Origin of the sequence: Streptomyces sp. NPDC019531 (assembly GCF_044903305.1) — a bacterium.
GTDB lineage: Bacteria > Actinomycetota > Actinomycetes > Streptomycetales > Streptomycetaceae > Streptomyces.
This window is the reverse complement of the sequence record NZ_JBJDQL010000031.1, coordinates 36,723-49,445: the sequence shown is the minus strand read 5'-3', so window position 1 is coordinate 49,445 and position 12,723 is coordinate 36,723. Positions and strand designations below refer to the sequence as shown.

Annotated in this window: 11 protein-coding genes; 8 read left to right on the top strand and 3 right to left on the bottom strand. The window is 70.4% G+C overall.

Going from position 1 to position 12,723, the window contains the following annotated elements; genetic code table 11:
- Positions 1–120: 120 nt before the first annotated feature.
- Positions 121–1,122: an Acg family FMN-binding oxidoreductase gene (locus ACI2L1_RS30050; protein WP_404742538.1), complete on the top strand. Its 1,002-nt coding sequence runs from the start codon at positions 121–123 to the stop codon at positions 1,120–1,122.
- A gap of 16 nt (positions 1,123–1,138) precedes the next feature.
- On the opposite strand, the gene ACI2L1_RS30045 is transcribed toward ACI2L1_RS30050, so the two are convergent.
- Positions 1,139–1,531, bottom strand: coding sequence for an STAS domain-containing protein (locus ACI2L1_RS30045; RefSeq protein WP_404742537.1), 393 nt, complete (start codon positions 1,529–1,531; stop codon positions 1,139–1,141).
- A gap of 290 nt (positions 1,532–1,821) precedes the next feature.
- Here ACI2L1_RS30045 and ACI2L1_RS30040 point away from each other — a divergent pair, with 290 nt between their 5' ends.
- The 6 genes from ACI2L1_RS30040 (at position 1,822) to pflA (ending at position 9,906) form a co-directional block, all read left to right on the top strand.
- Positions 1,822–2,262, top strand: a complete 441-nt coding sequence (locus ACI2L1_RS30040; RefSeq protein ID WP_404742536.1) for a pyridoxamine 5'-phosphate oxidase family protein — start codon at positions 1,822–1,824, stop codon at positions 2,260–2,262.
- Between the two features lie 247 nt (positions 2,263–2,509).
- Complete coding sequence (locus tag ACI2L1_RS30035; RefSeq protein WP_404742535.1) at positions 2,510–3,340, top strand: universal stress protein; 831 nt, start codon at positions 2,510–2,512, stop codon at positions 3,338–3,340.
- Positions 3,341–3,467: 127 nt separating this feature from the next.
- The gene (locus ACI2L1_RS30030; protein WP_404742534.1) at positions 3,468–5,891 is read left to right on the top strand and encodes a phosphoketolase; all 2,424 of its coding nucleotides are present in this window, start codon (positions 3,468–3,470) and stop codon (positions 5,889–5,891) included.
- Between the two features lie 152 nt (positions 5,892–6,043).
- On the top strand, positions 6,044–6,667 hold the full coding sequence (locus ACI2L1_RS30025) for a hypothetical protein (protein ID WP_404742533.1): 624 nt from the start codon (positions 6,044–6,046) through the stop codon (positions 6,665–6,667).
- Between the two features lie 234 nt (positions 6,668–6,901).
- Positions 6,902–9,163, top strand: a complete 2,262-nt coding sequence (pflB, locus tag ACI2L1_RS30020) for a formate C-acetyltransferase (protein ID WP_404742532.1) — start codon at positions 6,902–6,904, stop codon at positions 9,161–9,163.
- Positions 9,160–9,906: a pyruvate formate-lyase-activating protein gene (pflA, locus tag ACI2L1_RS30015; RefSeq protein ID WP_404742531.1), complete on the top strand. Its 747-nt coding sequence runs from the start codon at positions 9,160–9,162 to the stop codon at positions 9,904–9,906. The genes pflB and pflA overlap by 4 nt, the downstream gene beginning before the upstream one ends.
- A 187-nt stretch (positions 9,907–10,093) precedes the next feature.
- On the opposite strand, the gene ACI2L1_RS30010 is transcribed toward pflA, so the two are convergent.
- Both ACI2L1_RS30010 and ACI2L1_RS30005 read right to left on the bottom strand, forming a co-directional pair.
- Complete coding sequence (locus ACI2L1_RS30010) at positions 10,094–10,474, bottom strand: hypothetical protein (protein WP_404742530.1); 381 nt, start codon at positions 10,472–10,474, stop codon at positions 10,094–10,096.
- Entirely contained in the window at positions 10,471–11,136 is a 666-nt protein-coding gene (locus tag ACI2L1_RS30005) for a DUF4389 domain-containing protein (protein ID WP_404742529.1), read from the bottom strand. The genes ACI2L1_RS30010 and ACI2L1_RS30005 overlap by 4 nt, the downstream gene beginning before the upstream one ends.
- Before the next feature lie 702 nt (positions 11,137–11,838).
- On the opposite strand from ACI2L1_RS30005, the gene ACI2L1_RS30000 reads away from it, so the two are divergent.
- Positions 11,839–12,537, top strand: a complete 699-nt coding sequence (locus ACI2L1_RS30000) for an NADPH-dependent F420 reductase (RefSeq protein WP_404742528.1) — start codon at positions 11,839–11,841, stop codon at positions 12,535–12,537.
- Positions 12,538–12,723 lie beyond the last annotated feature (186 nt).

Below are 12,723 nucleotides of genomic sequence, written 5' to 3'. Positions count from 1 at the left end.
TGAGGTGTGGCCCGTCCGGTCCCCGAGGCGGGACCATCGGCCCCTCACCGGGCCGTGGCCGGGCGCCCAGGCTCGGAGAACAGCATCCGCTGTCCGACGCCGACGCGTGAGGAGGGCATCTTGCACAGCACATCCCTGGACGCCGTCTTTCCGGAAACCTGTGTGTCGGCCGCGGTCGCCGCGCCCTCGATCCACAACACCCAGCCATGGTGCTTCCGCCTGGATCCCGGGTCGGCCACGTTCCAGGTGCGCGCCGCCCCTGAACGCGGCCTGCGGCACACGGACCCGACCGGTCGCGCCCTGCATCTCTCGGTGGGGGCGTGCCTCTTGAATCTCCGGGTCGCGATCGCGCACTCCGGATGGTCGCCGGTCAGGCGCCTGTTGCCCTCCCCGGAGGACCCCGGACTGCTCGCCATTGTCCGCCTGGCAGGGTCCGTTGCCCGGCGCCCAACGGAGCACCGGGCCGACCTGTACGAGGCGATCTGGCGCAGGCACAGCAGCCGCCTCCCGTTCTCCGGGCGGCCGCTGCCGCCGTATCTGCGCAACGAACTCTGTGAAGCCGCCCGTGTGGAAGGCGCGCGGCTCTGGTTCCCGGATGCCGTCGAGACGGAGCGGCTGCTCCGCCTGACCGCAGAGGCCGAGGGCCGTAACCGCATCGCCACCGACCGCGCTACGGAGAGCAGCCGCTGGGTGCACCGAGACCGGGAGCCGGGTCCCGACGTGGGCATGCCGCGGGAGGCGCTCGGCCCCCAGGACGCGCGCGAACACCTTCCCCTGCGGGACTTCACCGCGCAGCGGCACGCCGAGCGGCTGGTCGCCCGACCGTTTGAGGCGACACCCACCGTTGCTGTGCTGATCACCGAACACGACCGCCGCACCGACTGGCTGCGGGCCGGACAAGCGCTCCAGCACGTGTGGCTCCTCGCCACGGCACATGGTCTGCGCGCCTCCCTGCTGCACCAGGCACTGGAATGGCAGGACCTGCGCAGTTCCCTCAGCCCGACGCCAGGGCGGACCGATCATGTGCAGATGCTCATCCGTCTCGGATACGGCCCCGAAGGCGCTGCGAGCCCACGGCGCACCCCGCGCATGGCGCTCGACGATGTGCCGGCGAGTCGCTAGCCCGTCCGCCTGGTCATCAACCCGCGGCGGCGGGCGCGGTCACGGCCTGCGGTGCACGGGCCAGGGCCGAGTCCAGGCTGGGGTGCAGCTCGAAGACACCTGCCAGGCCGACGGCGCGAAGGATCCGCCGGAAGCGCACGCTGTCGGTGACCAGCCGCAACCGCCCGTGCGCGGCCTCGGCTCGGTTCCGCGCCCGGCACAGGACGCCGAGGCCCGTGCAGTCGATGAAGGCCGCGGTACGGAGGTCCAGGACCAGATCGGGGTGCGGGTCGGCGGTGAGGGCCTCCAGCCGGGCCGCGAGGGACGGCGCGGTGAAGATGTCGATCTCGCCGCGCAGCTCCACGACGATGGTTTCACCGACGGTGTGTTCCGTGTGGTGAGGCGCGGAGCTGGGGTCGTTCTCGGACATGGTCTGAGGAAACAGGGCAAGGCGAGGTGCGGATAGGGCCGATCGGCCCTACCGCCCGGTTTCGACGGATCCGGCGGGCCTGTCCGTCGGGGGCGAAGCTGCCGACCGGTCCGAGGATCACCGCAACATCCCGGACAGGCGGGCGGGCCTCGCGGCCTACCGATCAGGGGTGCGACAACGGGTCGTTCTCCGGCTCGGCCGGGGCCCATGGGCCCTCATACTCTGGGCCTTGTCCGGCCCAGAGTGAAAGGACGCAGTGCTGCTGTACCAGGCGAAGGACGGGCTGGCTGATGTACCCCAATGACGGTTTCCGCGAACTCGGGCGGCAGGAGTGCCTGCGGCTGCTGGCCAAGGTGCCCGTCGGCCGCATCGTCTACACGCGCCGTGCCCTGCCCGCCGTACTGCCGGTGAACTTCGGCCTGGACGGCGACGGCGCTGTCCTGCTGCGCACCTCGGCGGCTTCAGAGCTGGTCCGCGCGATCGACGGCGCGGTGGTCGCCTTCGAGGTGGACGAGGTCGACGCGGTGCGGCACTCCGGCTGGAGTGTTGTCGTCACGGGGTCGGCCACCGTGGTGACCGACCCCGCCGAACGCGAGCGCCTGGCCCGCACCGGCCCGGTCTCCTGGGTGCCCGCGCCGCAGGAGGTCTTCGTCCGCATCGAGCCCGAGCTGGTCACCGGGCGTGAGCTCGTCGGCGGACGCACCTTGTACGGGGTGGACCTCTCCGTCTGAAGGTCCTTCCTCCTTCTTTCCGTTCCTTCTCCGGGTCCGGGGCCGTACGGCCCCGTCGGCACGGGCCGTACGGCGTGCCGACGGGTTCCGTCGGCCTCTGCCCGCGGCGTCGCCGGACGACGAGCATCTCCGTGGAGCCGCAGCGGGATCGACACCCAGCTGGCCGGGGTCGATCTTGTCACCGCCCTCGGCGCCCCAGGGGGTGAACTCCCCGAGCACAGAACAGATGACAGAAGGGAGCAGGACAATGACCGACCTTCATGTGGTCGTTGGAGTGGACGGTTCACTGGTCGCCGTACGGGCCTTGGACTGGGCCGCCGAGGAGGCGGTGGGCCGCGGCGCCGCGTTGCGCATCGTGTACGCCGTGGCCGACCGTGACGAGGCGGGGCCGGTTCTGGCATCGGCCGCCTCGCGTGTCCACGAGCGTCATCCCGGTCTGCCGGTGGAGACCAGGGCCGTGGAGGGCGGCGCTGTGCGGGTGCTGGCAGGGGAGAGCGAGGGCGCGGTGCTCACCGTCGTGGGCACCCGGGGGTTCGGCGGTGTGTCCGGTCTGCTGGCCGGCTCGGTGAGCTGGCGCCTGGCCGCGCACGTGCACGGTCCGCTGCTGGTCGCCCGTGGGGATCACCCTCGCGACGGGGAGCGCGCGGTGCTGCTCGGCCTGGAGGGCGACGCCGATGAGGCCGCAGCCGCTTATGCCTTTCAGGAGGCGTCCCGGCGTGGGACCCGGCTGCGTGTCGTGCACTCCACGACGCACCGGCACACCACGCCCGAACTGCCCTCGCTCCTGGCCGCGACGAGCCCCGGCCAGGAGCGCCAGGCCCAAAGCGACCGGGCGGAAGAAGCCGTGCCGCGGTTCAGCATCGCCGGGCTGCGGGAGGAGTACCCCGAGGTCGAGGTCGACAGCCGCACGGTCCGCACCGGCCCGGCCCACGCCCTGCTGGCGGGTACCCACGAGGCCGGCGTCGTGGTCATCGGCACGTGCAGGCGCGCGGGACGGATCGGTCCACCGGTCGGCCCGGTCGCCCATGTCCTGTTGCACCACTCCCACTGCCCTGTGGTGCTGGTGCCGACGACCTGAAGACGAGCACAGCGGTAACGCGTATGGCCCGGTCGGCCCTGTCAGGGATCCGGTGGACGGGGGGAGGGTGAGGAGGTACGGACCCGCACGCACCTCCGACTGAACCCCGACCCGGAAGGGACCCATGATGTCCGTCGACACGCAGCAGACGTCCGCTCCTCCCCCAGCCTCCGGCAGGGGGGACCCCCATCTCGCTCCGCTCGCCGACGACGAGCTGAGGACGCTGGACGCCCACTGGCGCGCCGCGAATTACCTGTCCGTCGGACAGATCTACCTCATGGCGAACCCCCTGCTGACCGAGCCGCTGCGCCCCGAGCACGTCAAACCGCGGCTGCTCGGCCACTGGGGCACTTCGCCCGGGCTGAACCTGGTGCACACCCACCTCAACCGTGTCATCAAGGCCCGCGGCCAGGACGCCCTGTGCATTTGGGGCCCTGGGCACGGCGGCCCCGCGGTGCTCGCAAATGCCTGGCTGGAGGGGAGCTACAGCGAGACCTATCCCGACGTCTCGCGCGATGCGGCCGGCATGGAGAGGCTGTTCCGGCAGTTCTCCTTCCCCGGCGGCGTCCCCAGCCACGTCGCACCCGAGACACCCGGCTCGATCCACGAAGGCGGCGAACTCGGCTACTCCCTCTCGCACGCCTACGGAGCCGCTCTCGACAACCCGGACCTACTGGTCGCCTGCGTGATCGGCGACGGCGAGGCGGAGACCGGGCCACTGGCCGCGTCCTGGCACTCCAACAAGTTCCTCGACCCCGTGCACGACGGGGCCGTACTGCCGATCCTGCACCTGAACGGCTACAAGATCGCCAACCCGACGGTGCTGGCCCGGCTCCCCGAGTCCGAACTCGACGCCCTGCTGCGGGGATACGGCCACTCCCCGATCCACGTCACCGGCGACGACCCGATGAGCGTTCACCGGGCGATGGCCGCCGCCATGGACGACGCGCTGGACCGCATCGCGCTCCTCCAGCGCAGCGCGCGCGAGGACGGTGTGTCCGAGCGGTCGCACTGGCCGATGATCGTGCTGCGCACCCCGAAGGGCTGGACCGGCCCAGCCGAGGTCGACGGCCTCCCGGTGGAGGGCACCTGGCGCGCCCACCAGGTCCCGCTGTCCGCTGTGCGGGACAACCCCGAGCACCTGCGGCAGTTGGAGACATGGCTGCGCTCGTACAAGCCCGAAGAACTCTTCGACGAGCACGGTGGCCCCCGCGAGCAGGTGCTGGCCTGCGTCCCCGAAGGCCCCCGCCGCCTGGGCGCCAACCCGCACGCCAACGGTGGGCTCCTGCTGCGCGAGCTGCCCCTGCCGCCGCTGGAACGGTACGCCGTCCCCGTCGACAAGCCCGGCGCGACCCTGCACGAACCCACCCGCGTTCTCGGTGACGTGCTGGAACACGTCATGCACGCCACCCGCGGGAGCCGTGACTTCCGGATCGTGGGCCCGGACGAGACCGCCTCGAACCGTCTGCAGGCCGTCTTCGACGCGAGCGGCAAGGCGTGGCAGGCGCAGACGCTGACGGTGGACGAGCACTTGGACCGGCATGGCCGGGTGATGGAGATCCTCTCCGAACACACTTGCCAGGGCTGGCTCGAGGGCTACCTCCTGACCGGGCGGCACGGACTGTTCTCCTGTTACGAGGCGTTCGTCCACATCGTCGACTCCATGGTCAACCAGCACATCAAATGGCTGCGCGTCACCCGCCGCCTGCCCTGGCGTGCCCCCATCGCCTCCCTCAACTACCTGCTCACCTCGCACGTCTGGCGCCAGGACCACAACGGCTTCTCCCACCAGGACCCCGGCTTCGTCGACCACGTCCTCAACAAGAGCCCTGAGGTCGTACGGGTCTACCTGCCACCGGACGCCAACACCCTCCTGTCGGTGGCGGACCACGCGCTGCGCAGCCGCGACTACGTGAACGTGATCGTGGCCGGCAAGCAGCCCTGCTTCGACTGGCTGACGATGGAGCAGGCGAAGGTCCACTGTGCGCGGGGCGCCGGCATCTGGGCGTGGGCCGGCACGGAGAACGGCGAGCGGGAGCCCGACGTGGTGCTCGCCGCGGCCGGCGACGTTCCCACCCAGGAGGTGCTGGCCGCCGCCCAGCTGCTGCGCACCCATCTCCCGGAGCTGACGGTGCGGGTCGTGAACGTGGTCGACATCGCGCGGCTCCTGCCCGCCGAGGAACACCCGCACGGGATGAGCGACTTCGAGTACGACGGCCTGTTCACCACCGAGAAGCCGGTGATCTTCGCCTATCACGGCTACCCGTGGCTCATCCACCGGCTCGCCTACCGCCGCACCGGCCACAAGAACCTGCACGTACGCGGCTACAAGGAGATCGGTACCACGACCACACCCTTCGACATGGTCGTCCGCAACGACCTGGACCGCTACCGCCTGGTCATGGACGTCATCGACCGCGTCCCCGGTCTCGCGGTGCGCGCCGCGGCCGTACGGCAGCGGATGGAGGACGCCCGGCTGCGCCACCACGAGTGGATCCGCGTCCACGGCACCGACCTGCCGGAGGTCGCCGACTGGTCCTGGGACGGCTGACCGATGCCAATGGGGCCCGGACAGAGGGCCGTTCGGCCCGCCTTCCGGGCCCTGCAGCCCCTCGGACGGGCGTCGACGACGCGGGACATTGAAGGCGCAACGAGAGTCGTCCAACAACCTGCGCATCGCACCCCTCGAAAGGGATGGGCATCATGGCAGTGCACGACCACCCCCACCGGCACCTGGGATTCCGCTTCCCGTCCCCGCGCAGGGCGGGGACGGCTACCGCTTCCGCCGACGAGACGACCGCCGCCGCGACGGAGACCCGGGCGTACGTGTTCGCCGGGCTCCGTCTCCTGACCGGGTTCGTCTTCCTGTGGGCCTTCCTCGACAAGACCTTCGGGTTCGGCTACGTGACCCAGTCCGGCAACGGCTGGGTCGACGGCGGCTCGCCCACCAAGGGCTTCCTCGGCGGCGTCGCCGTCGGCCCGATGGAGTCAACCTTCCACGACTGGGCCGGGGACGCCTGGGCCGACTGGCTGTTCATGCTCGGCCTGCTCGGCATCGGCCTCGCCCTGATCGCGGGCATCGGCCTGCGGCTCGCGGCGGTCGCGGGCACGGTCATGATGGCACTGATGTGGATCGCCGAATGGCCGCCGGCCAAGCACCTGTCCGACGGCTCGGCGAGCATGTCGACCAACCCCTTCGCCGACTACCACCTCATCTACGCCATCATCCTCATCGCCCTCGCGGCCGCGGGCGCCGGCGCCACCTGGGGACTGGGCAAGGCGTGGGCGCGGCTGCCGTTCGTAAGCCGCAACCGCTGGCTGCTCTGAGGACCGCGGACTCGTCGGACCGGGGCACCTCCGCTCGTCGGCGGAGGTGCCCCGGTCGCTCGTGCGCCGGCGGCCGGGCGATGCCGGGCTCGGCCTGCCAGGCCCAACCGGCCCGGCAGGCGAGGGACCGATGGCACGCCCCAGGTACTCCGACAGGCCCTCCTCGCAGGTCTCGGGGTCGACGAGCATCGAAAGCGCAGAGATCCTGCGTGCAGAGTGAGGGAGAGACCGGCGATGACGGTAACGGTGACAGCTGGAGCCCGGGTGGCAACCGAGGCATGGCGGGGCTTCGTCGGCACGCGTTGGCGGGACCGGGTGGACGTGCGCGACTTCATCCAGGCCAACTACACGCCGTACGACGGCGATTCGACGTTCCTGGCCGGGCCGACCGAGCGCACGCTCGTCGTCTGGGGCAAGGTCGCGCGGCTGTTCCCCGAGGAGCGGCGCCGGGGCATCCTCGACGTCGACACGGGCACCCCGTCCTCCATCACCTCGCATCGGCCGGGCTTCATCGACCGCGACTGCGAGCTGATCGTGGGCTTGCAGACGGATGCCCCGCTGCGGCGGGCCATCATGCCCAATGGCGGTCTGCGGATGGTGGAGAACGGGCTTAAGGCGTACGGCTACAAGGCCGACCCCTTCGTGACGCGCGTCTTCGGGACCTACCGCAAGACCCACAACGACGGCGTCTTCGACGCCTACACCCCCGAGATGCGGGCCGCCCGCAAGGCCGGGATCATCACCGGTCTGCCGGACGCGTACGGCCGTGGCCGGATTATCGGCGACTACCGGCGCGTCGCCCTGTACGGCACCGACCGGCTGATCGAGGCCAAGCGGGCCGAGCGTGCCCTGCTGGACGCGCAGCCCTCCGGCCCGGACGTCATCCGCGACCGCGAGGAACTGGCCGAGCAGATACGGGCGTTGGGCGAGCTGACCGGGATGGCAGCCTCGTACGGTTGCGACGTCTCGCGTCCTGCCGCCACCGCCCACGAGGCCGTGCAGTGGCTCTACCTCGGTTTCCTGGCGGCGGTGAAGGAGCAGAACGGCGCCGCGATGTCGCTCGGCCGCACCTCGACCTTCCTGGACGTCTACGTCCAGCGCGACCTGGACGAGGGCACCATCGACGAGACCCGCGCCCAGGAACTGATCGACGACTTCGTGATCAAGCTGCGGATCGTACGGTTCCTGCGCACCCCCGAGTACGACGCCCTGTTCTCCGGCGACCCGACCTGGGTCACGGAGTCCATCGGCGGCATCGGCACCGACGGACGCCCGCTGGTCACCCGCACCTCCTTCCGCTTCCTGCAGACGCTGTACAACCTCGGCCCGGCCCCCGAGCCCAACCTCACCGTCCTGTGGTCGCCCCGGCTGCCCGAGGGCTTCAAGCGGTACTGCGCGCAGGTCTCCATCGACACCAGCGCCATCCAGTACGAGTCCGACGATCTGATGCGCCCGCGCACCGGCGACGACAGCGCGATCGCGTGCTGCGTTTCCGCGATGGCGGTCGGGAAGCAGATGCAGTTCTTCGGCGCCCGCGTCAACCTGGCCAAGGCGCTGCTGTACGCCATCAACGGTGGCCGGGACGAGATCACCGGTGAGCAGATCGCCCCCGAGGCGCCGGCGTTGACCGGCGAGTACCTGAACTACGAGGAGCTGTCGACGGCGTACGACCGCATGCTGGACTGGCTGGCGGCCACGTACGTCAACGCGCTCAACGTCATCCACTACATGCATGACAAGTACGCCTACGAGCGCATCGAGATGGCGCTGCACGACCACCCCGTGCACCGCTTCATGGCGTGCGGCATCGCTGGCCTCTCGGTGGCGGCAGACAGCCTCTCGGCCGTCAAGCACGCGCGCGTGAAGGTCCTCCGGGATGCCACCGGGCTGGCCGTCGACTACGACGTCGAGGGCGAGTTCCCGGCGTACGGCAACAACGACGACCGCGCGGACGCGCTGGCCGCCGACCTGGTCCAGTCGTTCATGGCGAAAGTGCGCCGCCACCCCACGTACCGCAACGCCGAGCACACCCAGTCGGTGCTGACCATCACCTCGAACGTCGTCTACGGAAAGCACACCGGCAACACCCCCGACGGCCGCCGCGCGGGAGCCCCGTTCGCACCGGGCGCCAACCCGATGAACGGCCGCGACCGGCACGGAGTGGCTGCCTCGGCCCTCTCGGTGGCCAAGCTCCCGTACGAGCAGGCCCGCGACGGCATCTCGCTCACCACGACGATCACCCCCGAAGGACTGGGACACGACCCGGCCGAGCGTGCGGGCAACTTGGCCGGCATCCTCGATGCGTACATGGCCTCCGGCGGCTTCCACATGAACGTCAATGTCCTGGACCGGGCGACGCTCGAGGACGCCATGGAACACCCGGAGAGGTACCCCGAGTTGACGGTCCGGGTCTCCGGGTACGCGGTCAACTTCGTCCGCCTGACGCGTGAGCAGCAACTCGATGTGATCAGCCGTACCTTCCACGGATCACTGTGAGCACCACGGTCGAGCCGGTGACGGGCCGTATCCACTCCTGGGACCTGTCCACGGGAGTGGACGGCCCCGGGACCCGGTTCGTGCTGTTCCTCAGCGGCTGCCCACTGCGTTGTCTGTACTGCGCCAACCCGGACACCTGGCACATGCGCGACGGCAAGCACACCACCGTCGACGAGGTGATGGCCGAGATCGAGAAGTACCGGGCCTTCATCACCACGGCCGGCGGGGGAGTGACGCTCACCGGCGGCGAGGCCCTGCTGCAGCCCGCCTTCACGGCCGAGATCTTCCGCCGCTGCAAGGAACTCGGCCTGCGCACCGCCCTGGACACCTCCGGCTTCCTCGGTGCCCGCGCCACCGACGAGCTTCTCGCCGACACCGACCTGGTCCTGCTGGACATCAAGTCCTTCGACGTCCGCACCTACCGGAAGCTGACCGGCGGCGACCTCGCCCCGACCCTCAACTTCGCCACCCGCCTGGACCGCCTCAGCGTCCCGGTGTGGATCCGCTACGTCCTCCTGCCCGGCTGGACCGACGACCCGGCGGCCGTCGACAGCCTCGGCGCGTTCCTAGCCGGACTCGGCAACGTCGACCGGGTGGACGTCCTGCCGTTCCACAAGCTCGGCGCTCACAAGTACGACGCTCTGGGCATCCCGTTCCTCCTATGCGACACGCCCACCCCGGACCCGGAGCTGACGGAGCGGGTACGCGAGCAGTTCCGGGAGCACGGGCTGCGGGCGCTTTGAACGAGTGCCTGTCACGGTTGAGTGAGATGCACAAGCCCGACCGAGAACCCCTGCCGGACTGATCCGGCCGGGGTTCTGGGCTGCTGCTGCGTTGAGAGCTTCTCCCCAGGACACTTTGGGCGAGGCAGGGCTGGGAGTCGTTGGCCGCACGAGCCGTGACAGGGTGAATCGAAGGGCCTGCTCGTCCTCAGTAGACGGAGGCGGGCCAAGTGCAGGCCACGGCCACGATGACGCCCACGTCGAGGAGCACGCCGACGCTGAGCCACGGGTCGAACCAGATGGCCTTGAGGGCAAGCCCGCTTGCGGCCGCGACCAAAGCGGCCGTCGGCCACCACCCGCTGCCCGCGAGCACCCCGGCGCCGGCAACGACGTACACGAGGGCCGTGTACCAGGCGAGCGCCAGCGCCACGGCCCTGGCCGGCGCGGGCGGGACGTGGGCGGCGGCCAGGGCCCACGAGTGTCCGGGGTTGAACGGGGCCGGTTTGGCGGGCTGCTGGGGCGTCGTCCAGACGCCCGGGTGCAGCAGCCCGTGCGCGATCAGGAACGCCGCTACCAGAAAGGTGGTCACGGTAGCTCCTCCGGTTCGCTGGGTTCGGTGCCGCCCATGTCGAGTCGGAACGGCGGATAGGTGTCGGTCATCAGGGCGGCGTAGGCGGCGACCCGCAGCACCCACCGGTTGAGGCCGAGGATCAGGTCGAACAGGCTCTTCGGGTACTTCTCGGTGAAGGCCAGGGCCACGGCGGCGATCACTGCCAGGACGGCGACGAGCCCGCCGTCCCACCAGCCGAGGTGCCAGCCGCCGAGGAAGAAGCCGACGACGATGTAGTGCGGGATGGCCAGCAGCCACCACTTCACCAGTACCAGACCGCGCGAGAGGCGCTCGGGGTAGGCGATGTCCAGCCGCGCCGGGTAGTCGGGCTCCTCACCAAGGCTGAACGGCGGATACCGGTCGGTGCCCAGGGCGCCGTACGAGTAGTACGCAACCCGCCAACTCCAGCGCAGCACACCCAGGTTGAAGTCGAACAGCGCGCGTGGGTAGCGCTCGGTGAACAGGATGCTGAAGAACGCGATCACGCTCACCACCGTGAAGGCGATCCACAGGAAGAAAAGAACCACGTAGTGGGGAATGACCAGGATCCACTTCACCAGCCACAGCCACCGGGACAGCGGCGCATCCAGCACCGCGTTCACCCGGACCGGACGGTCCGGGGTTCCGGCCAGGGTTGTCATGGCGATCAACTCCTTCGGGCCCAGAGCGAGAGCTGCTAGTCGGGCCCATGACCAGCGTGGCCACTGAGAGGGCACCGCGGGGAGGGCCGTCCGGAGCCGTTCCGGGGGCCATCCGTCCCGGCTTCCCGCGACTGGCACGCAGCGGATCGGCACCCGCCCGGTGCGGATGCCGATGCCGTCCGATGGGGCCCATGCGCCGGTCGCCTCGGCCGGTCCGCAGTAGGCCGCCCGCATGATGTCCTGCATGCCGTCGAGCATGGGCGAGCGACTCGACGCCCTCGGCCGGCATGGCGGAGGGCAGGTCGGCCGAGGGCGCCTGCGATGTCCTGGAAGCGTCGGGGCGCGGTAGTTCTCGTACTTGGGCCGGCCCATGAGCTTGGTCGGGACCGTGCCGTTGTAGCGGATGACGTGGGCGAGCGGCACCGCGGGGGATCGGTACCGCTCCCACTGCCACGGTCTCGCAGGCGGGAGCCGCCACCCAGGCGTCAAAGGTCCCAGCCAGGGCCCGAACGGGCCCGAGGCGCCGGGGCCGGTCGGCCCTGACAGCGAGGGTGTTCCGGACCGAGTACCGGGGCGGGCATTCGGCAGCGCCTGTGGGCGCTGTCGACGCCTCGGGGTGATGGTGGGGTAAGGATGTTCGTTTTGTCCTGGCGCCATGCGGTCACACCGGGGCGTCCGCACCTGTGGAAAGGACTCGTACTCATGCGTTACGCAGTTCTCGGCACCGGCGTCGTCGGCCGGACGATCGCCGGCAAACTGACCTCTCTCGGCCATCAGGCTGCCATCGGCACCCGCGCCCCGCAGGCCACCCTCGCCCGCACCGCGCCCGACGGCTACGGCAACCCGCCGTACTCGCAGTGGCAGGCCGAGCATCCGCAGGTCCGGCTGGAGACCTTCGCCGACGCCGCGGCCCACTGCGAGGTGGTGGTCAACACCACCGCGGGTCTCAGCAGCCTGGAGGCCCTCCACTCCGCCGGTGCCGCGAACCTGGCCGGCAAAGTGGTCATCGACATCGCCAACCCCCTGGACTTCTCCCGGGGCATGCCCCCGTTGCTGGACCCGGTCAACACTGACAGCCTCGGCGAGCAGATTCAGCGTGCCTTCCCCGACGCGAAGGTCGTCAAGACCCTCAACACCATGAACGCCCAGATCATGGTGGCCCCGGCGCGTGTGCCGGGCGCGCACACCGTGTTCGTCTCCGGCGATGACGCCGAGGCCAAGGAGGCCGTCACCGAACTGCTCGTCTCCTTCGGCTGGCCGGCCAGCGACATCATCGACCTGGGCGACATCACCACTGCCCGTGGCGCCGAGATGCTGCTGCCCATCTGGCTGCGCCTGTATGGCGCCCTCGGCAACGCGGACTTCAACTTCCACATCCAGGACGCCCACCACAGCGCCTGATTCCTTGACTGGACGGGCCGTGCACCGCGGAGGCGCTACTGGCAGCCTTCATCGCCTCGGCCCCGGACCACCGCCTGGTCTGCGTGTCTGCGGGCGGAGCTCTTGCGTCTGTGGACGACGTGCGCGTCCCGCTGCTGTCGGAGACGGTGGCCGGCCGTACGTTCCGGTTCCGAGTGGTGGCGGATG

Coding starts and splice junctions, on each gene's coding strand:
- ACI2L1_RS30005 (WP_404742529.1), bottom strand. CDS start 11,136: ATGACAACCCTGGCCGGAACCCCGGACCGTCCGGTCCGGGTGAACGCG.
- ACI2L1_RS30045 (WP_404742537.1), bottom strand. CDS start 1,531: ATGTCCGAGAACGACCCCAGCTCCGCGCCTCACCACACGGAACACACC.
- ACI2L1_RS30030 (WP_404742534.1), top strand. CDS start 3,468: ATGTCCGTCGACACGCAGCAGACGTCCGCTCCTCCCCCAGCCTCCGGC.
- ACI2L1_RS30040 (WP_404742536.1), top strand. CDS start 1,822: ATGTACCCCAATGACGGTTTCCGCGAACTCGGGCGGCAGGAGTGCCTG.
- pflB (WP_404742532.1), top strand. CDS start 6,902: ATGACGGTAACGGTGACAGCTGGAGCCCGGGTGGCAACCGAGGCATGG.
- ACI2L1_RS30000 (WP_404742528.1), top strand. CDS start 11,839: ATGCGTTACGCAGTTCTCGGCACCGGCGTCGTCGGCCGGACGATCGCC.
- ACI2L1_RS30035 (WP_404742535.1), top strand. CDS start 2,510: ATGACCGACCTTCATGTGGTCGTTGGAGTGGACGGTTCACTGGTCGCC.
- ACI2L1_RS30025 (WP_404742533.1), top strand. CDS start 6,044: ATGGCAGTGCACGACCACCCCCACCGGCACCTGGGATTCCGCTTCCCG.